Annotated in this window: 17 protein-coding genes; 8 read left to right on the top strand and 9 right to left on the bottom strand. The window is 74.6% G+C overall.

Annotated features, from left to right (window positions below; genetic code table 11):
• Window positions 1–237 precede the first annotated feature (237 nt).
• The 4 genes from ACQB60_RS16125 (at window position 238) to ACQB60_RS16110 (ending at window position 5,047) form a co-directional block, all read left to right on the top strand.
• Window positions 238–1,656 (top strand): HEAT repeat domain-containing protein, encoded by a 1,419-nt coding sequence (locus tag ACQB60_RS16125; protein ID WP_496926682.1) that lies wholly within the window; start codon window positions 238–240, stop codon window positions 1,654–1,656.
• A 141-nt stretch (window positions 1,657–1,797) separates the two neighbouring features.
• Complete coding sequence (locus ACQB60_RS16120; RefSeq protein ID WP_496927093.1) at window positions 1,798–2,925, top strand: glycosyltransferase family 4 protein; 1,128 nt, start codon at window positions 1,798–1,800, stop codon at window positions 2,923–2,925.
• A gap of 62 nt (window positions 2,926–2,987) precedes the next feature.
• The gene (locus tag ACQB60_RS16115) at window positions 2,988–4,196 is read left to right on the top strand and encodes a glycosyltransferase (protein WP_496927092.1); all 1,209 of its coding nucleotides are present in this window, start codon (window positions 2,988–2,990) and stop codon (window positions 4,194–4,196) included.
• Window positions 4,193–5,047 (top strand): SGNH/GDSL hydrolase family protein, encoded by an 855-nt coding sequence (locus tag ACQB60_RS16110; RefSeq protein ID WP_496926681.1) that lies wholly within the window; start codon window positions 4,193–4,195, stop codon window positions 5,045–5,047. Before ACQB60_RS16115 ends, ACQB60_RS16110 begins: the two co-directional genes overlap by 4 nt.
• Before the next feature lie 69 nt (window positions 5,048–5,116).
• Here the strand turns inward: ACQB60_RS16110 and ACQB60_RS16105 are convergent, their stop codons facing one another.
• From ACQB60_RS16105 to ACQB60_RS16085, 5 genes are all read right to left on the bottom strand, one after another.
• Window positions 5,117–6,001, bottom strand: coding sequence for a 5-oxoprolinase subunit C family protein (locus ACQB60_RS16105; protein ID WP_496926680.1), 885 nt, complete (start codon window positions 5,999–6,001; stop codon window positions 5,117–5,119).
• Complete coding sequence (locus tag ACQB60_RS16100; protein WP_496926679.1) at window positions 5,998–6,720, bottom strand: 5-oxoprolinase subunit B family protein; 723 nt, start codon at window positions 6,718–6,720, stop codon at window positions 5,998–6,000. The genes ACQB60_RS16105 and ACQB60_RS16100 overlap by 4 nt, the downstream gene beginning before the upstream one ends.
• Complete coding sequence (locus ACQB60_RS16095) at window positions 6,717–7,481, bottom strand: LamB/YcsF family protein (protein ID WP_496926678.1); 765 nt, start codon at window positions 7,479–7,481, stop codon at window positions 6,717–6,719. Before ACQB60_RS16095 ends, ACQB60_RS16100 begins: the two co-directional genes overlap by 4 nt.
• A gap of 74 nt (window positions 7,482–7,555) precedes the next feature.
• A complete protein-coding gene (locus tag ACQB60_RS16090; protein ID WP_496926677.1) occupies window positions 7,556–8,332 on the bottom strand; it encodes a putative hydro-lyase in 777 nt (258 codons plus the stop codon).
• A complete protein-coding gene (locus ACQB60_RS16085; RefSeq protein WP_496926676.1) occupies window positions 8,329–9,630 on the bottom strand; it encodes an MFS transporter in 1,302 nt (433 codons plus the stop codon). Before ACQB60_RS16085 ends, ACQB60_RS16090 begins: the two co-directional genes overlap by 4 nt.
• A 204-nt stretch (window positions 9,631–9,834) precedes the next feature.
• On the opposite strand from ACQB60_RS16085, the gene ACQB60_RS16080 reads away from it, so the two are divergent.
• From ACQB60_RS16080 to ACQB60_RS16065, 4 genes are all read left to right on the top strand, one after another.
• On the top strand, window positions 9,835–10,527 hold the full coding sequence (locus ACQB60_RS16080) for a GntR family transcriptional regulator (protein ID WP_496926675.1): 693 nt from the start codon (window positions 9,835–9,837) through the stop codon (window positions 10,525–10,527).
• A gap of 178 nt (window positions 10,528–10,705) precedes the next feature.
• The gene (locus tag ACQB60_RS16075) at window positions 10,706–12,232 is read left to right on the top strand and encodes a hypothetical protein (RefSeq protein ID WP_496926674.1); all 1,527 of its coding nucleotides are present in this window, start codon (window positions 10,706–10,708) and stop codon (window positions 12,230–12,232) included.
• A gap of 103 nt (window positions 12,233–12,335) precedes the next feature.
• The gene (locus ACQB60_RS16070) at window positions 12,336–13,229 is read left to right on the top strand and encodes a hypothetical protein (protein ID WP_496926673.1); all 894 of its coding nucleotides are present in this window, start codon (window positions 12,336–12,338) and stop codon (window positions 13,227–13,229) included.
• Window positions 13,230–13,345: 116 nt separating this feature from the next.
• Window positions 13,346–18,016, top strand: coding sequence for a coiled-coil domain-containing protein (locus tag ACQB60_RS16065; protein ID WP_496926672.1), 4,671 nt, complete (start codon window positions 13,346–13,348; stop codon window positions 18,014–18,016).
• Here ACQB60_RS16065 and ACQB60_RS16060 read toward each other — a convergent pair.
• Genes ACQB60_RS16060 through ACQB60_RS16045 form a run of 4 tightly spaced genes read right to left on the bottom strand, consistent with a single transcriptional unit; the run spans window position 18,013 to window position 23,963 of the window.
• Window positions 18,013–19,185: an aromatic ring-hydroxylating oxygenase subunit alpha gene (locus ACQB60_RS16060; protein ID WP_496926671.1), complete on the bottom strand. Its 1,173-nt coding sequence runs from the start codon at window positions 19,183–19,185 to the stop codon at window positions 18,013–18,015. The two genes, ACQB60_RS16065 and ACQB60_RS16060, sit on opposite strands and share 4 nt — an antisense overlap.
• Window positions 19,186–19,196: 11 nt before the next feature.
• Complete coding sequence (solA, locus tag ACQB60_RS16055) at window positions 19,197–20,351, bottom strand: N-methyl-L-tryptophan oxidase (RefSeq protein WP_496926670.1); 1,155 nt, start codon at window positions 20,349–20,351, stop codon at window positions 19,197–19,199.
• Between the two features lie 58 nt (window positions 20,352–20,409).
• Window positions 20,410–22,881, bottom strand: coding sequence for a GcvT family protein (locus ACQB60_RS16050; protein ID WP_496926669.1), 2,472 nt, complete (start codon window positions 22,879–22,881; stop codon window positions 20,410–20,412).
• Window positions 22,878–23,963 carry an S-(hydroxymethyl)mycothiol dehydrogenase gene (locus ACQB60_RS16045; protein ID WP_496926668.1) on the bottom strand — a complete coding sequence of 362 codons (1,086 nt, stop codon included), beginning with the start codon at window positions 23,961–23,963 and terminating at the stop codon, window positions 22,878–22,880. Before ACQB60_RS16045 ends, ACQB60_RS16050 begins: the two co-directional genes overlap by 4 nt.
• Window positions 23,964–24,157 lie beyond the last annotated feature (194 nt).

Here is a 24,157-nt window from a genome sequence, read left to right as displayed (position 1 = left end):
GGTCATCATGACGACGTGATTTACGGACGCGACGGCGGGGCAGGTGTTGCCGCACCGCGCGGACCGTGAGCGGCCCACCTCGCGGGATCCGGCCGGATCCCGTGCGGGCCACCGACGAAAGGCAGAGGACAATGGCTTTCAACAAGCAGCAGACGGCGGGCGGCCCGACGTGTTGGCGCGCGGCCAGGTAAAGCACGATTCCCGGTTGCGTCGACGCTTGATGTGAGGCTGTTTCCCATGTTCGAACCGTTCATAGCGCCCAGCGGTACGCTGCTCGGCCTGCTTCAGCGGGGTCGCGGCGACGGCACGCTGCACGCCCTTACGGCGCCGCGCGCCGAGGCGCTCGCGGCTCTGAACCACTGCGTTCTGCGGGACCCCCGCCACGACTGGCAGGTGGAGAACCGCTCCCTGTACTACGCCCGGCTCTACCTCGACCTCCACGGCGAGATCGATGAGATCGAGCGGCACCTGTTCGACTCCGAGGACGTCCTCGACACCGAGGACTCCCGCACGGGCCTCGCCCTCGCGGTCCTCGGTCACCTCGCCTCGTACGGCAGGCGCGACGCCCTGGAGCTGCTGCGCCGGTACGCGGCCTTCGGCGCCAACTGGGCCTGGGCCCTCGACGAGCTGGCGCTGCGCGACGACGACGCGGGTCTGCGCGCCCTCGCGGGGCCCGTGCTCGCCCGCTTCCCGGCCGACGCCGAGGGCGAGGCCGAGCTGGCCGCCGCCGTGCGGGACGCCTTCGAGCCCCGGCCCTGGCGGCTGTGGGCGGAGGACCCGCGCGAGGAGATCGGCGCCCGGGTGCGGGCCGCCGGCGAGCGGGGCTCCTTCGACCGCTGGCAGCGGCAGATGCGGCCCTCGGGGCCGCGTCCCGGCTGGAGCGTCCAGGCCGTCTTCGAGTGGGCGCAGGAAGGGCTCGAGCGCGGTGTGGTGCTCCATGTGCCGGCCGCCCGCTGCCTGACCGCCGTCGCCGGACCCGAGGACCGGGAAGAGATCCTCGAGGCCGCCCGCAGCGGCTCGGACGGCGCCCGGGGCACGGCTCTGCGCTACCTCGCCGACGCGCACGATCCCGATGTGCTGGCTCTCGTCGAGCAAGCCGTCGGGAGCCCCTCACCGGTCGTGGTGGACGCCGCCGTTGACGCCTTCGAGCGCATGCGCAGCGTCGCCGCCGTCGAGCAGGCCCGCCGCTGGGCCGGGCGGCCGGACGCCCTCGGCGCCGCCGCCGGGCGGATGCTCGCCTGCCGGGGCGGGGCCAAGGACAGCAAGCTGGTCCTCGCCGCCCTGCGCGAGGCGGTGCGCGGCGAAGGCCCGGACGCACCGACCCTGTGGACCCTCGTCGACGGCGCCGGACGGCTCGGCATCGCCTGCGCGGCCCCCGTCCTGCGGCACGTCTACCGCGAGACCGCCTCCTCCCACCTCCGCGGCCGCGCCGCCCGCGCGCTCGCCGCCACCGATCCCTCCTTCGCCGCCGGATTCGCCGTCGAGTGCCTCTGGGACTGCGAGGAGTCCACCCGCGAGGTCGCCGCCCTGCACGCCGAGACCGGAGACGCCCGCGTCGTCACGCAGCTCCGCAGGCTCGCCGCCGACCCCGCCGAGGAGGACGAGGTGCAGGACGCGGTGCGCAGCAGGATCGGGCCCGACGCGCCCGCCGTATGAGCCCCTCCGGATGAGACGTGGCGCCCCGCCGCGCGGGGCGCGGAGGGGAACGCTCATGGGACGTTCCTCGCCAGGAAAGATCCACGTTGACGCGGCCACGCCCCGCCCGACGACAACACCGGTATGCGACCCACCACCGGTATGCGCGTCGTCATCGTCACCGAATCCTTCCCGCCCGACGTCAACGGAGTGGCGCACTGCGCCCTCCAGACCGCCCGGCACCTCGCCGCGAGCGGCCACGACCCGCTCGTCATCGCCCCCGCCACCGCGGCCGCCGAGCCCGGCCAGGACGCCGCCGCGCCCTGCCCCGTCGTCCGCGTCCCCTCCCTGCCGCTGCCCGGCTACCCGCAGGTCCGCGTCGCGCTGCCCAGTCGGCGCGTGGCCGCGGCGCTGACCGCGCACCGGGCCCAACTGGTCCATCTGGCCAGCCCGTTCGTCCTCGGTGTGCGCGGCATGGCGGCCGCCGCGCGCCTCGGGATCCCCGCCGTCGCCGTCTACCAGACGGATCTCGGCGGGTACGCGCGCACGTACATGGGCCTCGGCGAGGCCACCGCCTGGCGGCGCATACGCAGTGTCCACGCCGCCGCCGACCGCACCCTCGCGCCCTCCACGGCCGCCCTGGGCGACCTGGTGGCCCACGGGGTGCCCCGGGTCAGCCTGTGGCCGCGCGGCGTGGACACCGTCCGCTTCCACCCGGGGCGGCGGGACGAGGCGCTGCGCCGTGAGCTCGCGCCCGGCGGTGAGCTGATCGTCGGCTACGTAGGGCGCCTCGCCCCCGAGAAGCAGGTGGAGCTGCTCTCCGGAGTGTGCGGGCTCGACGGGGTGCGGGTCGTCGTCGTGGGCGACGGGCCGAGCGAGGCGTCGGTGCGCGCGGCCCTCCCCGGTGCCGTGCTGCTCGGCCGCCGCACCGGCGACGAACTCGCCCGGATCTTCGCCTCGCTGGACCTGTTCGTGCACACCGGGCCCTACGAGACGTTCTGCCAGACCGTGCAGGAGGCCATGGCCAGCGGAGTCCCGGTCGTCGCGCCCGCCGCGGGCGGCCCGCTCGACCTCGTCGCACCCGGCAGGACCGGGCTTCTCGTACCGCCGCGCGACGCCTCGGCGGTGCGGGACGCCGTCTGGTCCCTCACCGCCGACCCCGGCCTGCGGGAGGCGTACGGGGCGGCAGGGCGCGCCGCCGTCGAGGGGCGCACCTGGGCGGCCGTCGGGGACCGGCTCATCGGGCACTACACCGAGGTGCTCGCGGCGCGGACGGTGGTGGCGGCATGAGCGCGCCGGAGAGGCCGGAGAGGCCGTTGAGGGCGGAGAGGGCGGAGAGGCGCGCCGACGGCATGGCGCGCGCGGGCACGCCCGGCGAGGGCCCGCCCGGCGCGGGCCCGCTGCGGATCGTGCGGATCGCCAACTTCGTGACGCCCGCGTCGGGCGGACTGCGCACCGCGCTGCGGGAGTTGGGCCGCGGCTACCGCGCCGCGGGCCATGAACCCGTCCTGGTCGTGCCCGGGGAGCGGGCCGGGGTGCGGGAGACGGAGCAGGGGCGCGTGGTGACCCTGCCGGGGCCCGTGCTGCCCGGCACCGGCGGCTACCGGGTGCTCGCGGACCGGCGGCGAGTCGCCGCGGTCCTTCGCCGCCTCGCGCCCGACCGGCTGGAGGTCTCCGACCGCACGACGCTGCGCTGGACCGGCGCGTGGGCGCGGCAGGCCCGCATACCGGCCGTGATGGTCTCCCACGAGACGGCGGACGGCGTGCTCGGCACCTGGGGACTGCCTCCGGAGGCGGCCCGGCGCGCCGCCGACGCCCTCAACTCCCGTACGGCACGCGTCTACGCGCGCGTGGTGTGCACCACGGCCTGGGCGGAGCGGGAGTTCCTGCGCGTGGGCGCGCGCAATGTCGTACGGGCTCCGCTGGGTGTCGACCTCGACGCCCGGCACCCCGCGCTGCGGGACGCGCGGGTACGCGACCGCCACGCGCGCGTGGGTGAGGTGCTGCTGGTGCTCTGTTCCCGCCTCTCCGTGGAGAAGCGCCCCGGCACGGCCCTGGACGCGCTGGCGGCGCTGCGGGGGCGTGGCGTGCCCGCCGTGCTCGTCGTCGCGGGCGACGGGCCCCTGCGCGCCCGGCTCGAACAGCGGGCGCGGGAGCGGAGGTTGCCCGTGACCTTCCTCGGCCACGTACCGGACCCCGGCGGGCTCGCCGCGCTCCAGGCCGCCGCCGACGTGTGCCTGGCACCCGGCCCGGTCGAGACGTTCGGGCTCGCCGCCCTGGAGGCGCTCGCCTGTGGGACGCCCGTCGTGGTGAGCGCGTCGTCGGCGCTCTCCGAGATCGTGGGCGGGGCCGGAGAGGTCGCGGCCGATCGTGGCGAGGCGTTCGCGGCGGCCGTGATGTCGCTCCTCGCCCGGCCGGAGGGGCAGCGGCGGGCGGCGGCACGCGCGCGTGCCGAGCGCTTCGGCTGGGACGCGTCCGTCGCGGCCTTCCTCCAGGCGCACGACGCGCCCGTACGAGTGTCCGGCGGCGCCGCCGATGTCCCGGCGAGGGCCGTCGGATGAGGACCCTCCGGTTCGTCGCCATGGGGGACTCGCTCACCGAGGGGGTGGGCGACCCCGTCGAGACCGGCTGGCGGGGCTGGGCCGCGCTCCTCGCGGAAGGGCTTGCGGGTGCGGGCACGCGCGTGGAGTTCCACAACATCGCCGCGAGCGGGGCCCAGACCGAGGACGTGCTGCGGCGCCAGACCCCCGCCGCGCTCGCCCTGCGCCCCGACGTCGTGTCCGTGGTCGTCGGCGTCAACGACACGCTGCGCTGCACGTTCGACGTGCACGCCGTGGCGGCCCGGCTCGACGCCGTCTACGCGGCGTGCGGGGAGCGGGGCGCCGTGCTGCTCACCGCCTGTCTGCCGGACCCCGGGGCGATGCTCGGCCTGCCCGGTGCCCTGGCCCGCCCGCTGGCCCGCAGACAGCGCGCGGTCAACGCCGTCGTGCACGCGCTGTCCGAGCGCCATGGAGCGGTCCATCTGCACGCGGCGGACGGCGAGTGGGTCGCCGACCGCGCCCTGTGGAGCGCCGACCGGCTGCATCCCGGGGAGCGCGGCCACCGGCTCCTCGCCGCCCGCTTCCACGCGCTGCTCACCGTCGAGGGGCTCGCCCACGGCGGGGCCCCCGCGTGCGAGCCCCAACTCCCGCCGCCCACCCGGTCGGCGCGGCTGTGGTGGCTGGCCACCGCGGGCACCGGCTGGGTGGCGCGCCGCTGCACCGACCTGCTGCCCCAACTCGTCGGGCTCGCCGCCACGGAGCTGCGCCATCACGTGCGCGGCACCAGCGCCCGGCTCGACCTGAGCGCCGCGCATGCGGTGTCCGCCGCGCTTGCGGCGTTGTCCGGGCCGGGGCAGCCTGACGCGGCCTGACCGGCTGGTGCGGTGGCGACCGGCCGTTGAGGGCGAGCGTGACGGGTCAGTCGGGCGGTGGGCGGTCGTTCAGTGCCGGGTGCCGGGCACGAAGCGCACCGTCGTGCCCGGCACTGACTGGGCCGCCGCCGCGAGATCCCCCTCCCGGACCACAGCCACCACCGGGTAGCCCCCGGTGGTCGGATGGTCCGCGAGGAACACCACGGGTCTTCCGTCCGGCGGCACCTGCACCGCGCCCAACACCATGCCCTCGCTGGGCAGTTCACGCGTCGTGGCCCGCGCGGTCCGTTCCAGGGACGGCCCCTCCGTGCGCAGCCCGATGCGGTTGCTCGCCGAGGACACCCGGTACGCGCGCGTGGTGAGCGTCCGCAGGGCCCCGGCCGTGAACCAGTCGGCGCGGGGTCCGAGGGCGACCCGGAGGATCAGCTCGCGGGGCGCTGCGGGGTGCGGGACGGTGTCCACGCGCGCGTGTGGGGCGGTCGGGGGCGGCCCGCCCAGAGGGAGCACGGTCCCGTCGGCCAGCGGGGGCGGGCCGAGACCGGACAGGAGGTCCGTGGCCCGGCTCCCCAGGACCTCCTCGACGGCGACGCCGCCGCTGAGCGCGACATAGGCACGTACTCCGGAGGTGGCCGTGCCGACGTCGAGCAGCGCCCCCGCAGGGATGCGCACGGGAGCACCCCAGGGCGCCGGGCGTCCGTCGACGCGGACCGGGCACGGCGCGCCCACGACCGCGACGGTGACCGCGCAACGCGGCCGCAGCGCACAGCCGTTGAGGGTGGTCTCCAGGACGGCCGCGTCCTGGGGGTTGCCGACGAGACGGTTGGCGAGGCGGGCGGCGGGCGGGTCGAGCGCGCCGGACCGGGGCACTCCCAGGTGGGCGTGGCCGGGGCGGCCGAGGTCCTGCACGGTGGTGAGGGCTCCGGCCCGTACGACGGCGAAGGCACGGTCGGTCATCGTGGCTCCGGGGGCGACGGGAGGGGTGCGGCTCCTCGTGCGGAGGTGTCTCCGCGTACGGAGGTGTCTTCTTGTGCGGGCGAGGTGGGAGCGTCAGCTCGCCCGGACGGCGTGAGCGGTACGAACCGGACGCGGACGCCCGGCGTCAGGAGCGCGGCGGGCACGCGCGCGTGGTCCCACAGCACCGCGTCCGTGGAGCCGATCAGCTGCCAGCCGCCCGGAGAAGGACGCGGATACACCCCGGTGTACGGGCCGGCGAGCGCGACCGCGCCGGCGGGCACCGTCGTGCGGGGCGTGGCCCGGCGCGGTACTTCGTGCCGCTCGGGCAGCCCGGTCAGGTAGCCGAAGCCGGGCGCGAACCCGCAGAAGGCGACGCGGAACCGGGCCGCCGCGTGAATCCGGCCGACCTCGGCGACGGGCACCCCCCAGTGCGCCGCGACGTCCGCCAGGTCGGGGCCGTCGTAGCGGACGGGGATCTCCAGGACGTCCTCCGCGCGCGGAGACAGCGGGGGGATGTGCCAGTCCGGGAGTTCGGTACCGAGGCGGGCGGGGTCGTCCAGGCCGTCGAGCAGCACCGTGCGGGCCGCGGGGACGATCTCCCGTACGCGCAGGGCGCCCGTGGCGCGGCGGCGCAGCAGCTCGGCGTGGAGCGCCTCGGCGGCGGCGCCGTCGGCGACCTCGACGAGCAGCGCGTGCGCGCCGACCGGCAGCGCCCTCACGCGAAGGCCGCCACGCGCACGCCCACGGACTCCAGGTGGGCCCGTACGCGGCGGGCCAGGGCCACGGCGCCCGGGGTGTCGCCGTGCAGGCACAGGGAGCGGGCGCGGACGGTGATCCGGTCGCCGTCGTGCGCGGTGACGGCTCCGTCGCGGGCCATGTCGACGGAGCGTTCGACGACCTGGTCCGCCTCGGTGATGACCGCGCCGTCGCTGCCACGCGGCACGAGGGTGCCCCGCGCGGTGTAGGCGCGGTCCGCGAACGCCTCGGTCACGACCGGGAGTCCGGCCTTCTCCGCCGTCTCCAGGAGACGCGATCCCGGCAGCCCGAGCACAGGGAGGGTGCCGTCGGCGAGCAGGACGCCCTCGATGACGGCGGCGGCCTGCTCGCCGTCGTCGACCACGCGGTTGTAGAGCGCGCCGTGCGGCTTCACGTAGGACACGCGCGTACCGGCCGCGCGCGCGAACACCTCCAAGGCGCCGATCTGGTACGCCACTTCGGCCGCCAGCTCCTCGGGCGGCACGTCCATCGCGCGCCGCCCGAAGCCCGCCAGGTCGCGGTAGGAGACCTGGGCGCCGATCCGCACGCCGCGCTCCGCTGCGAGCCCGCAGACGCGGCGCATGGTGGCCGCGTCGCCCGCGTGGAAGCCGCAGGCCACGTTGGCGCTGGTCACGACGGAGAGCAGCTCCTCGTCGTCGGTGAGCCGCCAGCGGCCGAAGCCCTCCCCGAGGTCGGCGTTCAGATCGATGGTGCCTGTGCTCATGTCGTCCGTTTCTCGCGGTACTTGGGTGGTTCCTGGTGCTGGTGGTGCACAACGTGCTGGTGGTTCGCGGTGGTTCACGCGACCCGGTACTGCTCGTCACGGGCGTCCGTGATGAACATCTGCCCCGGTGCGTGGGTGATCGCGAACGGCGGCCGGGAGGCCATCACGGCCGCCTGCGGAGTCACCCCGCACGCCCAGAAGACCGGGATGTCGTCAGGCTCGGCGTCCACCGGGTCGCCGAAGTCCGGCCGTGCGAGGTCCGCGATGCCGAGCCCGGACGGGTCGCCGCAGTGCACCGGGGAGCCGTGCACCGCGGGCAGCAGGGCGCTCTCCTTGATCGCGGCGGCCAGGTGGCGGGGCGGCACGGGGCGCATGGAGACCACGAGGGGACCGCGCAGGCGCCCCGCAGGCCGGCAGGGCCGGTCGGTCACGTACATCGCGACGTTGCGGCCCTGCTCGATGTGGCGCAGCGGTACGCCCGCCGACGCGAGCGCCCACTCGAAGGTGAAGCTGCAGCCGATCAGGAAGGACACCAGGTCGCCGCGCCAGCGCGCCACCACCTCGGTGGGCTCGTCGACCAACTCGCCGTGCTCCCACACGCGGTAGCGCGGCAGGTCCGTGCGCAGGTCGGCGCCCGGCGCCAGCGGCGTCGACCAGGCACCCGCGTCCGTCACGTCGAGCACCGGGCAGGGCTTCGGGTTGCGCTGGCAGAACAGGAGCATGTCGTACGCCCAGTCGGCGGGGACCGCCACCAGGTTGGCCTGCGTGTGGCCCGCCGCCTGGCCCGCGGTCGGTCCGCTCACTCCGGAACGGAAGCGCGCCCGCGCCTCCTTGGGGGCCTTCGCTGTCACACCAGCTCCCTTCCCCGCGTCTCCGGCAGGCCGAAGAGCGCGATCACGGCGAGGCCGTAGCCGATCGCTCCGAAGACGAGCGCACCGCCCACGCCCCAGCTGTCGGCGAGGAAGCCCACCAGGGTGGGGAAGGCGGCGCCCACGGCCCGGCCGGTGTTGTACGTGAAGCCCTGCCCCGTGCCGCGCACCTCCGTGGGGTAGAGCTCGCTCAGGAAGGAGCCGAACCCGCTGAAGATGGCCGACATGCAGAAGCCGAGCGGGAAACCGAGCACAAGGAGAAGGCCGTTGGAGCCCTCGGGGATGTTCGTGTAGGCGAGGATGCTCAGCGCGGAGAGGAACGCGAAGAGCGCGATGTTGCGCTTGCGGCCCAGCTTGTCGGTCAGGTAGCCGCCGGTGAGGTAGCCGAGGAAGGCCCCGGAGATCAGGAACGTGAGATAGCCGCCGGTGCCGACGACCGTGAGCCCGCGCTCGTCCTTGAGGTAGGTGGGCACCCAGGTGGCGAGGGTGTAGTAGCCGCCCTGGACACCGGTCGACAGGAGCACGGCGAACAGCGTGACGCGCAGCAGGTCCGGCCGGAAGATGGCCGTGAACGACCCCTTCGTAGAGCTGTGCTTGCGCTTCTCGGCCGCCTCCGGGGCGTCGGTGACCCGGCGGCGCACATAGATCACCAGGAGCGCGGGGAGCGCGCCGGTCCAGAACATCACCCGCCAGGCGAGGTCGTCGTCGAGGAACTCGAAGACCAGGGTGTAGACGACCGCGGCGAGCGCCCAGCCCACGGCCCAGGAGCTCTGGATCGCGCCGAGCGTGCGCCCGCGGTTCTTCGCCGTCGCGTACTCGGCGACCAGGATGGCGCCGACCGCCCACTCGCCGCCGAAACCGAGCCCCTGGAGGGCGCGGAAGACCAGCAGCCACTCATAGGTGGGCGCGAACCCGCAGGCGACGGTGAACACCGCGTACGTGATGACGGTGATCATGAGCGCCTTGACGCGGCCGACACGGTCGGCGACCACGCCCGCGACGGCGCCGCCCACCGCCGAGACGACCAGCGTGACCGTGGTGAACAGGCCGGTCTGGCCGCTGTTGAGGCCGAAGTAGGCGGACAGCGCGACCATGCTGAGCGGCAGCGTGAAGTAGTCGTAGGAGTCGAGGGCGTACCCCCCGAAGGCGCCGGCGAAGGCGCGTCGCCCGCGCGGGCCGAGGGCGCGGAGCCAGCCGAACGCGCCCTCCTGGTCGGCGAGTTCGCCCGTGGCTCCCTGGGAGTCGGCGGTGACGGCGTGGGGCGGTGGGGTCGTACTCATGGGCACCTCGCAGAGGGGTGGGCGGTGCTGTGAGTGCTGTCGGCCGTGCGTGTGCTGGGCCGTGCTGTGCGTGTGCTGAGCCGTGCTGTGCGTGTGCTGATGAGTCGACAAGGTAGAGGATCGTTGAACGATCCCTCAATACCCATGTTGTTTCGTTCTTGAGTCTGCGGTTGAATCCGGGCATGGCTGAGGGGATGGCTGCGCATGGCTGAACTGACGGGTCTCGCCGACGACCGCGCGCTCCTGGGCCGCACGAGCACCGCGGAGCGCGTCGCGGACATCCTGCGGAGCCGCATCGCGGAGGGCTTCTTCCCGCCCGGAACGCGGCTCTCCGAAGACAGCATCGGCGGCGCCCTCGGCGTCTCCCGCAACACCCTGCGCGAGTCGTTCCGGCTGCTCACCCACGAACGCCTGCTCGTCCACGAGCTCAACAGGGGCGTCTTCGTGCGCGTGCTCACCATCGAGGACGTCGAGGACATCTACCGGACCCGGCGCCTCGTGGAGTGCGCCGTCGTCCGGGCGCTCGGCGAGCCGCCGTTCGCACTCGACGCGGTGGTGGAGGCGGTGGAGCAGGGCGGCAGGGCGGCGCGCGCCGGGGACTGGAAGGGCGTCTCCACGGCCAACATCCACTTCCACCGCGCCCTCGTGGCCCTCGCCGGCAGCGCGCGCACCGACGAGGTGATGCGCAGCGTCTTCGCCGAACTGCGCCTCGCCTTCCACGTGGTGGACGACCCGCGGCGGCTGCACGAGCCCTACCTCGTCCGCAACCGGAAGATCCTGCGGAGCCTGCGCGACGGCGACGCGGTCGGGGCCGAGGGGCTGCTCGCCGAGTACCTCGACGACTCGCGGCGCGGGCTGGTCGAGGCGTACGGGCAGCGGGTGGCGGCGGAGGGGTGAGGCCGGCGGCCGGGGCGGACGGCTGAGGTTCCCGCGCGACCCGCGGCCGAAGCGGTCGATCTTGCCGGGCCCGACCCGCGGCCGAAGCGGTCGATCCCGTCGGGCCCGAGCCGCAGCCGAAGCGGTCGATTCTGCGCCGTTTCGACCGTTGTCAGACCGAGGACCTAGTCTGTGCACCGTGACTTCGCCTGCCGCAACGGACACCGCTCCGCCCCAGCTCAGCGCGGGACCGCGGCCCGCTCTGGGCCCGGCCGCCGACGAGGGCCTGGCGCGCCGCCTGCGCGCGCTCGCCTGCACCGCCCCGCTGCACGACCTGGACGCGCGCAAGGCGAACCTCGCGGGGGAGTACTCGGGCTACGCGATGGCCGAGGTGGCCCTCTCCGCCATCGACCTCGTCACGCTCAACATGGACTTCGACACCGGGGCCGACCACGAGCAGGTGGTGGCCAGGCTGCTCCCGCGCGTCGCCGCCCAGGCCCCGCGGCGCCCGGCCGCCGAGCATGAGCGCGTGGCCCGCTGGGTCCTGGAGAACCTGATCAACGTCGGCAGTGTCGACCGCGGCTTCCGCGCGGTGTACGGCACGTTCGCGCCGGACGGCTCGTATGTCCGCAGGGACTACGACTTCAAGCTCATCGAAGAGGTCCCCGGCTACGGGGGGAGCGTGTACCTCCGTACGACGGACGAAGCGGTCAACGTCCTCGTCGGCGCCCTCGACACGGACGTCACCAGCGCCCAGATCGCCGCCGAGGTCAAGCTCGAGGTCCTGATCAGCCGCGGCCGTCTGGCCGACGCCCAGCTCGCCGCCGAGCAGGCCCGCTACCGGACCGTCCAGTACTCGGAGACGCTCCGCAAGGCCCTCGACGCGACCCGGCGCAACGTCCGGGCGGTCGACTGGCTCGAGGCCGTTCCCGACATGATCGCCGAGGCGCTCGACCACGTCGCCGACCGCTACCGCCACGAGAACGCGATCCTGACCAACATCCGCAAGGCCCGCGACGAGTCCGAGGACCCCGAGCACAAGCGCCGCGCCGCCGAGCTGGTCGACATCGTCAAGGACTGCATCCGCCGCCACACCCAGCTCCAGTCCCGGCTCCTGGAGGCCGGGCCCCTGTTCCGGGCCGAGCAGGACCGGCAGGCGTTCGCCACGCCCACCGCGCGCGCGGGCCTCGACCTGTACGGGCAGCTCGTGGCGCCCGTCCTGCCGCTCCCCGTCGAACAGGCGATCCGCGTCACGGACGCCTTCTTCGCGCGCGGCACCGGCCTGCGGACGCCCGTCTCGGTCCGCGTCGGCGACCTCGTGGACATACTGCTGACGCCGCCCATAGAGCGCGAACACCTCGGCGCCGAGATGCCCGAGCCGGACCTGATCGCCACCCCGGACGACAGCCGGTTCAGCGAGGAGCAGCTCGCGTCCGCCATGGAGCTGCTCGACCTGCCCTCGGACGCGCCCCGGCGCCTGTCCGGGCTGCTCGCCGAGGCCCGCCGCCGCGACCCCGAACTGCCGTACCTGGTCGCCCTGTTGGCCGTCCACGCGGCCAGCCCGCCGGTCGGCACCGCCTACCGCCAGGGCGAGGAGAAGCTGCTGTTCGCGGTGGACGACGGCACGGAGCTCGACGACGCGGAGTTCGGCGGCGCCGACCTCATCGTGGGCACCGCCCTCCTGGACGCCGTCGGGATGGCCGCCGACCGGACGGAGGCCGCCTGATGGCCGCCGAGCCGAACCCTCCGAAGATCCACGGGGCCCGCGCCGAGGCGCCGGGCGCCTTTGGCGACGTACGACCGCATCATTGCCGCAAGGAGCACCAGCCGTGACCGAGCACCCCGCAGAGCACGCCGCGTGGGGCGAGCCGGAAGCCTCCGAGGCACCCGCTCCGAACGCCCCCGTCACCCCGGCCGACGCCGCCGACGCGGCGCGGCTCGTCGCCTTCGGCCTCCAGCCCAAGCTCCAGCCCGCCCGCGACCAGGAGTACGGCGAACTGCTGCGCCGCTACCGCGAGGACCCGCCCTTCGCGCGGCTCGCCGACGCCGTCGCCGCCGGGCTCGGGCTCGTCGTCCTGGAGGTGTCCGCGCGCGCGGGGATGGCCGTGACGGCCGCCGAGGACTCGGTCTTCGCGGTCCGCATGGGCGATTACGCCCGCCGGGCCTCCGCCGACTCGACCGACCGCTTCCTGCACGGCCTCGCCCATCTCTCCGTCGCCGCCATGGCGTTCCCGCGCCCCGAGGACCTCGCGGACGACGGCTACATCGGACGCGTCAGCGTCAACGGGGTCGACGCGTTCGTCCGCCAGGCATGCCGCCGCCTGGAGGAGCGCGCCGAGGAGCAGGGCGAGAACACCGACCCAGCGAGTGACGCCCCGGGCCTGGAGGCCGCCTGGCGGATCTGGGCGCGGCGCAGCGCCACCGGAGCCACCAAGGACGCCCGCCGTCTGGCCGGTTCGACCACCGGCATCGTCGGCAAGGCCGTCGCGTTCCTCACCGACTCCGGCTTCCTGCAGCGCACCGGCGACGACTCCGGAGGCACCTACCGGACCACCGCGCGCTACCAGCTCCAGGTCCGCGACATGGCGGGCAGCGCGGCGCTCGCCGAGCTCCTGGAGCTGGGCATCGTGCCCGTCACCGACGGCTCGGCGACGCTGCTGCCGCCCGACGACACCGACGACCTGGAGCTGGCCGAGGGCGCGGGCCTGCCGTTCCACTCCTGACGCACTCGGCGGCGCCCCGCACCGCCGCCCGGCCCCTGCCCCCCCGGGGCCTGCCCCGCCCCCGCCCCCCTCAACTTCCTGCCGTTCCACACGACTTACGACGAGAGTCCGCCGCCATGTACGAGCTGTCCCGGGTCCGCCTCTACTCCATCGGCCCCGCCGGTGCGCGCTACGCCGACACCGTGCTTGACCTGCGCGGCGTGGGCGAGCCTGTGCCCGACCCCGCGCCCGCCCAGGCGGAGTTCTTCGAGGACGAGCCGGTCGGGCCGCCGCGCCGCCCCGCACCCGCCGGCGTGCTCTTCCTGGAGAACGGCGGCGGGAAGTCCGTCCTGCTCAAGCTGATCTTCTCGGTGATGCTGCCGGGCCACCGCAACACCCTGGGCGGCGCCAGCTCCGGCGTGCTGCGCAAGTTCCTCCTCGCCGACGACTGCGGACACGTCGCCCTGGAGTGGCAGCACACCCTGACCGGGGAGTGCGTGGTCGTCGGCAAGGTCAGCGAGTGGCGCGGGCGGCAGGTCTCGAACGACCCGCGGAAGTTCGCCGAGGCGTGGTACTCGTTCCGGCCCGGCCCGGGCATGAGCCTGGACTCGCTGCCGGTCGCCGAGTCCACCGCCGTCCGCGCCCCCGTCGAGGGCGCCTCGGGGGCCCAGGGGCGGCGCCGCACCATGAAGGGCTTCCGGGACGCACTGACCGAGGCGGTCAAGGCGTATCCCCATCTCGAAGTGCACTGGGAGGAGATCCACGACCGCTGGAACGAGCACCTCGGCGACCTCGGCCTGGACCCCGAACTCTTCCGCTACCAGCGCGAGATGAACGCCGACGAGGGCGAGGCCGCCGGCCTGTTCGCGGTCAAGAAGGACTCCGACTTCACCGACCTGCTGCTGCGCGCCGTCACCGACACCCGCGACACGGACGGTCTCGCCGACCTCGTCCACGGCTTCGGCAACAAGCTGGGGCGGCGCGCCGAGCTCATCGCCGAGCGGGACTTCACCGCGGGCTCCGTGGACCTCCTCGGCCGCATCGTCGACGCCGCCGACACCCGGGCACGCGCGCGTGACGTGCACGCGGGCGCCGAGCGGCGCACCCGCACCCTCGCCCGCAGGCTCTCCGCGCGCGGAGCCCAGGAGCGGGGCCGCGCCGCCGAGCTCGCCGAGCAGGTCACGGCCGCCGCCCACACGGTCACCGAGGCCGAACAGGCGCGCGGCACCAGCGCCCTGATCTCCGCCGAACTCGCCTACCGGCACGCCTCCTTGGCGCTCACCGTCGCTGAGAAGGCCGCCGCGGCCCAGCGCCGCGAGCTCACCGAGGCCCGCACGCTGCACTCCGCGTGGCAGGCCGCCGAGGCCGTCCTGCGCCACCGGGCGGCCGCCGACCGCTCCGCGCGCGTGGCCGCCGCGATCCGCGAGGCCGAGCGGGACGCGGCCCCCGCCCTCGCCGCCCGCGCCAAGGCCGCCTCCGATCTCGTACGGGCCCTGCACACCGCCGCCGAGGACGCGGAGAACCTCGCCAACGAAGAGGAAGAGCGCTCCGCCGCTCTCCAGGAGACCGGCGAGACCGCCCACCGCGACGCCACCGCCGCCGCCACCGAGGCGCAGCGCGCCCGCAGCGAGGCCGGACACCTGCGCCAGCGCCTCAGCGAGGTCGAGCAGGAGACCGCCGAGGCCGTCCGCGCGGGCTGGATCGACGACACCGCGCCCGACGCCGACCCGGCCCGCGCCGCGCTCGCCGCGAGCGACGCCGAGAAGACCACCGTCGCCGCCTGGGACACCGCGCGCGAGGCGGCCCGGCGCGCCACCGACCACGCCAGGGAGACCGCCGCCGCCGAGGCCCGCGCCGAACTCACCGCGGCGCGCGCCTCGGACGCGGCGGCCGCCGCCGAGCGCGCCCACGACGCCGAGCGCCGCGCCGCCGAGTCCCTCGCAGCCGAGGAGCGCATCGCCGAACTCCTCGGTCTGGAGGGCGAGTCCGGCGCCGCCGCAGTGCCCAGGGCCCGTACGGACGCCGACGGCACGGTCGAGTCGGAGCCCGCTTTCGAAGGGTCCGCCGAGGGCGCCCGCCTCACCCCCGAGGACCTGGACCGCGGCGCCGACGACCTGCGCACCCTCCTGGAGGACGGCGTCGGCACGGCCGAGCGGCAGCTCTTCGAGCTCAGGACCGCCGCCGCCGACGACGCCCGCATCCTCGGCGCCCTCGGTGACGGTGGGCTGCTGCCCCCGGGACCCGACGTCCTGGCCACCGTCGAGTACCTCGGCGAGCACGGCATCCCCGCCCTGCCCGGTTGGCGCTACCTGGCTCAGGCCGTCGACCCCGCCGACCACGCGCGCGTGCTCGCCGCCCGCCCCGAGCTCGTCGACGGCGTCGTCATCACCGAGCCCGACACCCACGCGCGCGCCCGCCAAGTGCTGGACGGTGCCGCCCTGTTGCCCCGCTCCGCCGTCGCCGTGGGCACCGCGGCGGCCCTGCTCGCCCCGACCCCGGCCGAGTCCGACTCCGAGGCGGGCGCCTCCGGAGTCTTCCTGGTGCCGCCGAACCCGGCCATGCACGACGAGCACGCCGCCGACGAGGAGCGCCAGGCCCTCCGCGCGCGGGCCGGCCGGCGGGACGAGGAGATCCGCGCCCTCGCGGTCCGGCTCGCCAAGGACCGCGAGCTCGCCGCCCGGCTCGGCTCCTGGCGCACCGGCTGCCCGGCGGGACGGCTCGCCGAGCTGGCCCAGGCCGCCCGCGAGGCACGCGAGTTCGCCGAGGAGAGCGAGGCCGAGCTCGTCGAGGCCCGCACCGCGCGCGCGGAGGCCGACGAGGCGGCCGCGGAGGCGTCCCGGGTCCGGGACGAGCGCCAGGAGGCCGCCCAGAAGGCGCGGCGCGCCGCCGACGCCCTCGCCGGACTCGCGTTCCGCCTCCGGGAGCGCGCCGGCTGGCAGACCACCCTGCGCGAACTCGCCGACGACGCCGTCGAGTCGGAGGCCCGCGCCCAGACCTGCCTGGACCGCGCCCGCGCCGCCGACGAGGACCGCCGCGCCGCCCAGCGCGCCGCCGACGACGCCCGCCGCACCGCGCGAGCCCTGCGCGCCGAGCGCGCCGACATCGCGGGCGCCCCCGAGGACGTACCGGCGGATGCGGGCGCCCCCAAGACGTCCCTCCCGGCGCTGCGCGAGGCGTACCGCGCCGCCTCACAGCTGTACGAGAAGGTCGGCGTCGGCGCGGACCTGCGCGCCGAACAGGCCCGCGCCGAGAGCGACGAGTCCGCCGCCCTCGCCGAGCTCGACCGGCTCAGCAACAAGGTCCGCACCCGCGCCGCCCAGCTCCTGGAGGGCACCGACGGCGCGGACGGGCCGTCCCGGCAGGCCGCCGCCGCGCGCGCGGAGGCCCAGGTCCAGCTCATCGAGACCCGTGCCTCTGCCGCCAGCGAGCAGCTCGGCCGACTGCGCGGCGAGGCCGAGCGGCATGCCCCCGAGGACGGCGACGCGCACACCGAGCTCCCCGAGGACCTGGTGCCCGCCGACGCCGAGCAGGCCCAGGCGCTGCTGCGCACCGCCACCGGTGAACTGGCCGCGCGCACCGAGGCATTGAGCCGGGCGAAGGAGGCGCACGCCGTACTCCTGCAGACCCACCGCGCCACCGAGGACGCGGCCGGAGGCTTCGACGAGACGGCCGCGCTCCTGCGCGACCTGCTGCGCGAGCACCACGACGAGGCCGAGGAGGAGCCCGAGCCCTACCCCGGCGCCCTCGAGGAGGGCCGTCAGGCCGCTGCCGAGGCCCGCCGCTCTCTGCGGGGCTGCGCCGCCGACCTGTCCGCCGCCGAGGCGGCCGTGCGCGAGGCCAGCGACATCCTGGTGCGCCACGCCAACTCCACCCGCTACGAACAGGTGCGCACCCCCGCACGCCAGCAGATCCGCGAACTGCCCGCGTCCGCGCTGCCGGAGCACGCCAAGAAGTGGGCCGACGCCTTCGCACCCCGACTTCGCGTCCTCACCGACGAGTTGGAGCAGCTGGAGCGCAACCGCGACAGCATCGTGGACCGGCTGCGCGGACTGGTCGAGTCGGCCCTGGCCACGCTGCGTTCGGCGCAGCGCCTGTCGCGGCTGCCGGAGGGCCTGGGGGAGTGGTCGGGCCAGGAGTTCCTGCGCGTCCGCTTCGAAGAGCCCGACCAGGCCACGCTGACCGAGCGGCTCGGCGAGGTCATCGACGAGGCCACGCGCGCGGCCGTCAAGAAGAACTCCGACATGCGGCGGGACGGAATGTCCTTGCTGCTGCGCGGAGTTCAGGCCGCCCTGGAGCCGCGCGGCGTCGCCGTGGAGATCCTCAAGCCGGACGCCGTGCTGCGCGCCGAGCGGGTCCCCGTCGGGCAGATGGGCGACGTCTTCTCCGGTGGCCAGCTGCTCACCGCCGCGATCGCCCTGTACTGCACGATGGCCGCCCTGCGCAGCAACGACCGGGGCCGGGACAAGCACCGGCACGCGGGCACGCTGTTCCTGGACAACCCCATCGGCCGCGCCAACGCGACGTACCTCCTGGAGCTCCAGCGGGCCGTGTCGGACGCGCTGGGCGTGCAGCTGCTGTACACCACCGGCCTGTTCGACACGACGGCACTCGCCGAGTTCCCGCTGGTCATCCGCCTGCGCAACGACGCGGACCTGCGGGCCGGGCTCAAGTACATCAGCGTCGAGGAGCACCTGCGGCCGGGCCTGCCGCAGCAGCAGGACCCGGCCGGGGAGACCGTGCACGGGGAGATCACGGCGACGCGGATGTTCAAGCGTCCGCCGGCCAAGGAGGCGGCGCCCGGCGCTTAGGAGAGCCGCTCCGTGAGCCACGCGTGGAAGTCCCCGATGTGGTGTTCCGTCGGCACCAGGACCCCGCCCGCGCGGTAGGCCCGTGAGGCCATCGCGGGCTGGGTGCGCTCACAGGCCGCGAAGTCCTGGGTGTTGACCCGGTGGAAGAGCTCCACCGACTTGGACAGGTCGGCGCCCGACGCGACGACGTCGGGTGCGTACAGCCAGTCGCACTCGACGACCGTGCGGTCGACCGCGAGCGGGAACATGCGGTGCAGGATGACGTGGTCCGGGACGAGGTTCACGAAGACCGTCGGCCGGACCGTGATCGCGTAGTAGCGGCGGTCCTGTTCCTCGGCGACCTCGGGCAGTCGCCCGAAGCCGGAGCTGCCGTCGACGGTGAAGCCCTCGACGTCCTCTCCGAAGGCGGCGCCGTGTCCCACGTAGTACTGCGCGGCGAAGCCGTCCGCGAACTCGGGCAGGACCTCGGTGAGTTCGGGGTGGATGGTCGCGCAGTGGTAGCACTCCATGAAGTTCTCGACGATGAGCTTCCAGTTGGCCCGCACGTCGTAGCGGACGCGCTTGCCGAGGGCCAGCTCCTCGGTGCGGTAGTGCTCGATGGCGGCGGGGTCCCCGAGCCGCTCCACGGCCGCGCCCATGACGGTCTCCTCGAAGGAGGGCGGCTCCTCGGCCAGGCACACCCAGGCGTAGCCGAGCCACTCCCTGAGGGCCACGGAGTGCAGCCCGTACGCGGAGCGGTCCACGTCCGGCATCTTCACCAGGTTCGGGGCCGCGACGAGGCGGCCGTCCAGGGCGTACGTCCAGGCGTGGTACGGGCATTGGAGGGCGCGGCGGACCTCGCCGGACTCCTCGGTGCACAGCCGGGCGCCGCGGTGGCGGCAGACGTTGAGGAAGGCCCTCAGCTCACCCGCGCGCGTGCGGGTCACCAGGACGCTCTCACGGCCGATCTGGACGGTGCGGAAGGCGCCGGGCTTCTCCAGGTCGGCGGAGCGCACCGCGCAGCACCACAGCGCTTCGAAGACGTGCTGCTGTTCGCGCCGGAAGAGCTCGGGGTCGGTGTAGGAGCGGCCGGGCAGGGTGGCGATCAGGCTGGCGTCGCGCGCGGGGGCGGCGGACGGCCCGGCCGGGTCCGTGCGGGCCGGGTTCGAGGTGGTGGGCGAGGTCGTCACGGTCGTACTCCTCAGGCGGGCGCACCGGCGAGGCGGCTGGGGTCGAAGAGCTCGATGGGGTGGTGCGTGCGGCCCTGGAGGGCCAGGTCGGCGACGATCTCCCCGACGACGGGCACGAACTTGAAGCCGTGGCCGGAGAAGCCGCACGCGACGGTGACGGACTCCGGGTGGGCCGGGTGCCGGGCGATGACGAAGTGCTCGTCGGGGGTGTTGGAGTACATGCAGGTCGACGCCTTCAGGAAGCGGCCGGGTAGCAGCGGGATCTGCCGGGACATGTGGCCGGCCATCGCCGCGATCTCGTGGTCGTGCACCGTCCGGTCGATGGTCTCCGGAGTGCACACGGTCCCCTTGCGGAAGAAGGCGACCTTCGCGCCGAGTTCGGGCCCGTCGATGGCCGGGAAGCCGTAGACCTGCACTCCTTGTGCGTCTTCCCAGACGTAGATCGGATGGTGCTCCGGGAGGAAGGGGCCGACGCCGCCGGTGGGCTGGAACCAGTACATGATCTGCCGTTCGATCGTGAACGGCACACCCAGGTCGGTGAGGAGGCGCGGCGCCCAGGCGCCCGGACAGATCACCAACTGGCCCGCGGTGTAGGTGTCTTCGGCGGTGTGCACGCGCACACCGCCCCCGCAGGGCTCCCAGCGCGTCATCGGCTCCTCGAAGTGCAGGTCCGCGCCGTGCTGCCCGGCGAGCTGCAGATGGGCGGCGACGGTGTTCTCGGGACGCACGAACCCGGCGCGCGCCTCGTAGAGGGCCACCTCGTCCTCGCGCGGGGCGAGCGTGGGGAAGCGGCGGCGCAGCTCGTGGGCGTCCAGCATCTCGTGGGGCAGGTCCCACTGCCGCGCCGACCGCAGCGAGCCCGCGACGGTGCGGCTGTCCGGGCGGCCGACCATCACGCCGCCGCACAGGGTGGCGATGTCGCGGCCGGTGTCCCGCTCCAGGGCTTCGTAGAGCTCGTAGGAGCGCAGCAGCAGCGGGACGTACGCGGGGTCTTCGAAGTACGACTGGCGGGTGACCCGCGACCCGCCGTGGCTGGAGCCGCGGGCGTGCACCGGGCCGAACTTCTCCAGGCCGAGCACGCGGGCCCCGCGCGCGGAGAGGTGGTGGGCGGCGGCGCTCCCCATGCCGCCGAGGCCGATGACGATCACGTCGTAGGTGGGGGACACAGGGCCTCCAGGAGGCGAGGAAGGGGAAATCGGCGAGAAGGGCGACAAGGAGGGGCCGTCAGCGGCGGATGCGGGTCATCTCCGGGTCGAACAGGGGTTCTTCGGCGACGGTCGCGGAGACCTTCTCTCCGAAGTACTCGATGTGCACCCCGGTGCCGGACTCCAGAGGCGGCAGCCAGGCGTACGCGACACAGCGGCCCAGCGTGTAGCCGTACGAGGCGCTGGTGACGTACCCGGAGGGCGTCCCGCCGACGTACACCGGCTCCTTGCCGAGGACGACGGCGGCCGGATCGTCGACAAGGAGGGGCGTCAACTTCCGTTCGGGGGAGCCGAGTCGGGACAGGGCCGCGCTCCCGACGAACTCGCCCTTGTCGGGGCGCACGGCGAAACCGAGCCCCGCGGCGTACGGGTCGTGCTCCGTGGTCATGTCGACGCCCCACGCGCGGTAGCCCTTCTCCAGGCGGAGGCTGTTGAACGCGGACCGCCCCGCGGCGATGACCCCGAGCGCGCGCCCCGCCTCCCACAGCGTGTCCCACAGCCGCAGCCCCAGGTCGGCGCCGGTGTACAGCTCCCAGCCCAGCTCGCCCACGTAACTGAGGCGCAGGGCGGTGACCGGGACGTGGCCGATGTGGGTCTCCTTGGCCTTGAAGTAGCCGAACGCCTTGTGCGAGAAGTCGTCGCGGGTGAGCGGCTGCACCAGGTCGCGCGCGAGCGGCCCCCAGACGCCGACGCAGCAGGTGCCCGCGGTGATGTCCCGCAGGTGCACGTCGGCGGGGGCGTGGCGCAGCAGCCAGTCCAGGTCGGCGGGGGAGTTGGCGCCCACCTGGAAGCGGTCGGGGGCGAGCCGGGCCACCGTCAGGTCGGAGCGGACGCCGCCCGCCTCGTCGAGGAGCAGCGTGTAGGTGACCGAACCGGGCTTCTTACGGAGGTTGTTGGTGGTCATCCGCTGCAGGAAGTCGAGGGCTCCGGGCCCGGTGACCTCCAGGCGGCGCAGCGGCGTCATGTCGTAGAGCGCGACGCGTTCGCGGGTGGCCCGGGCCTCGGCCGCCGCGATCGGCGACCAGTAGCGGGCCGACCAGTCGTCCCGTGCGGGCACGTCGAGGCCCTCCAGGAGGGGCGCGTTGGCCTCGAACCAGTGCGGGCGCTCCCAGCCGCCGCCCTCCAGGAAGACGGCGCCGAGCTCCTGCTGCCGGGCGTAGAAGGGGCTGACGCGCAGCGGGCGCGGCTGCTCCATGGGCTGCAGCGGATGGAGGACGTCGTACACCTCGACGAACTGCTGCGCGCCCCGCTCGGCGACGTACGCGGGGGAGCGCTGGGCCTCCTCGAAGCGGGCCAGGTCGCAGTCGTGCAGGTCGACGGAGGCACGCCCCTCGACCATCCACTCGGCGACCGCCTTCCCCACGCCCGCGGAGTGCGTGACCCACACCGCCTCCGCCAGCCAGAAGCCGCGCAGGGCGCGGGACTCGCCGAGGACCGGCATGCCGTCGGGCGTGAAGGAGAAGACCCCGTTGAAGCCCTCCTCGATGGCCGAGGCGCCCAGGGCGGGCAGCAGCCACTGGCTGTCCCGCCAGCTCGGTGCGAAGTCGTCGTCAGTGAAGGGCAGCGAGGAGGGCATGTCCTGCGCGCGGGCGGTCGCCTCGTCGTACGTGGCGACGGTGAACGGGTCGACGGGCAGCGGCCGGTGGGCGTACGAGCCGATGCCGATGCGGTCGGTGTGCTCACGGAAGTACAGGTCGCGGTCCTGGAAGCGCAGGATGGGCCGCGTGGCCTCCGCGCGCGGGTCGTTGACGCCGGCCAGCTCGGGCAGCGGCGCCGTCTTCGCGTACTGGTGGGCGAGCGGCAGCAGTGGCACGTCGACGCCCGCCATCCGCCCGATGACCGGCCCCCAGAACCCGGCGGCCGAGACGACGTGGTCGGCCGGGAAGCTGCCCCGGTCGGTGACGACGGCGGTGACGCGGCCGCCCTCCCGGTCGATCCCGGTCACGGTGTGCCGGTCCAGGAAGCGGGCGCCGCGCCGCTCGGCCCGCTCCATCTGGGCGCGGCAGGCCAGGACGGCGCGGGCGAGCCCGTCGTCGGGGGTGTGCAGACCGCCGAGGACCTTGTCCGCGTCGATCAGCGGCCACAGCTCCTTGCAGCGCTCCGGTCCGACCAGCTCGGCGCGCACGCCCCAGGAAGCGGCGTAACCGGCCTTGCGGTGCAGATCGGCCCAGCGCTCGGGCGTGGTGGCGAGTTCGAGACCGCCGACGGGGTTGAAACACGAAAGCCCGTCCACGGAGAGCGAGTTCAGTTTCTGGACGGTGTACGCGGCGAAGGACGTGAGGGTCTTGGAGGGCCCCGTCTGGAAGACGAGCCCCGGAGCGTGCGACGTGGAGCCTCCGGGGGCGGGCAGCGGCCCCTGCTCGAGGACGGTCACATCCGTCCACCCGCGCGCGGTGAGCTCGTCGGCGAGCGAACAGCCGACGATCCCGGCGCCGATGACGATCACGCGCGGGGACGCACCCGCGCGCGGGCTGCTGTTCAGGCCGCTCACAGGACCACCACCGATCGCAGCACCTGGCCCTGCCGCATCCGTGCGAAGGCCTCTTCCACCTGGTCGAGGGAGACCGTCTCGGTGACGAAGCCGCCCAGGTCGAGGCGGCGGCTGAGGTACTGGTCGATGAGGATCGGGAAGTCCCGCGCGGGCAGACAGTCCCCGTACCAGGAGGACTTGAGTGCGCCGCCCCGCGAGAAGAGGTCGATGAGGGGCAGCTCGATCGCCATGTCCGGCTCCGGGACGCCCACTTGGACCAGGACGCCCGCGTGGTCCCGCATGTAGAACGCCTGCTTGTACGTCTCCGGGCGGCCCACCGCGTCGATGGCGACGTCCACGCCGAAGCCGCCGGTGAGCTCGCGCACGGCCGCCACGGGGTCCGTGCCGCGGGAGTTCACGGTGTGGGTGGCGCCGAACCGGGTGGCTCCGTCGAGCTTCGCGTCGTCGATGTCGACGGCGATGACGCGGCGGGCACCGGCCAGGGACGCCCCGGCGATGGCGGCGTCGCCGACCCCGCCGCAGCCGATGACGGCCACGGTGTCGCCGCGGCTGACGCCGCCCGTGTGCACGGCCGCCCCGTATCCCGCCATCACGCCGCAGCCGATCAGGCCGGCGGCCTCGGGGCGGGCCGCCGGGTCGACCTTCACCGCCTGCCCGGCCGCGACCAGGGTCTTCTCGGCGAAGGCGCCGATCCCGAGAGCGGGGCTGAGCGGGGTGCCGTCCGGGAGGGTCATGGGCTGGGCGGCGTTGCGGGAGTCGAAGCAGTACCACGGGCGACCCCGGGAACAGGAGCGGCAGGCGCCGCAGGGGGCCCGCCACGCGATGACCACGTAGTCGCCGGGGGTGAGGCCGGTGACGCCCGGGCCGACCGCCTCGACGGTGCCTGCCGCCTCATGGCCGAGCAGGAACGGGAAGTCGTCGTTGATCGCGCCTTCCCGGTAGTGCAGATCCGTGTGGCAGACCCCGCAGGACTGCACGGACACCAGTGCCTCTCCCGGTCCGGGATCGGGCACCACGATCGTCTGCACCTCGACGGGTGCGCCCTTCTTCAGGGCGACGACGGCTCGGACCTCGTGTGGCACGGCCAGTCTCCTCTGCGCTGTGGACAGTTGTTGCGTACTCCACGATCAGTTGCGCTATGGGAGACATCGTGGAAGCGCCATCAAGAGGCCGTCAAGGGGCCGGAGTTAAGCCTTCGCAAAACGGTTCGGCGGACCGAAACGCGGCTGACACACGTGAGGGCGGGGCCGGGAATTCCCGGCCCCGCCCTCGTACG

This window comes from Streptomyces odontotermitis (genome assembly GCF_050510915.1).
Classification (GTDB): domain Bacteria; phylum Actinomycetota; class Actinomycetes; order Streptomycetales; family Streptomycetaceae; genus Streptomyces.
This window is presented reverse-complemented; position numbering and strand designations above follow the sequence as displayed.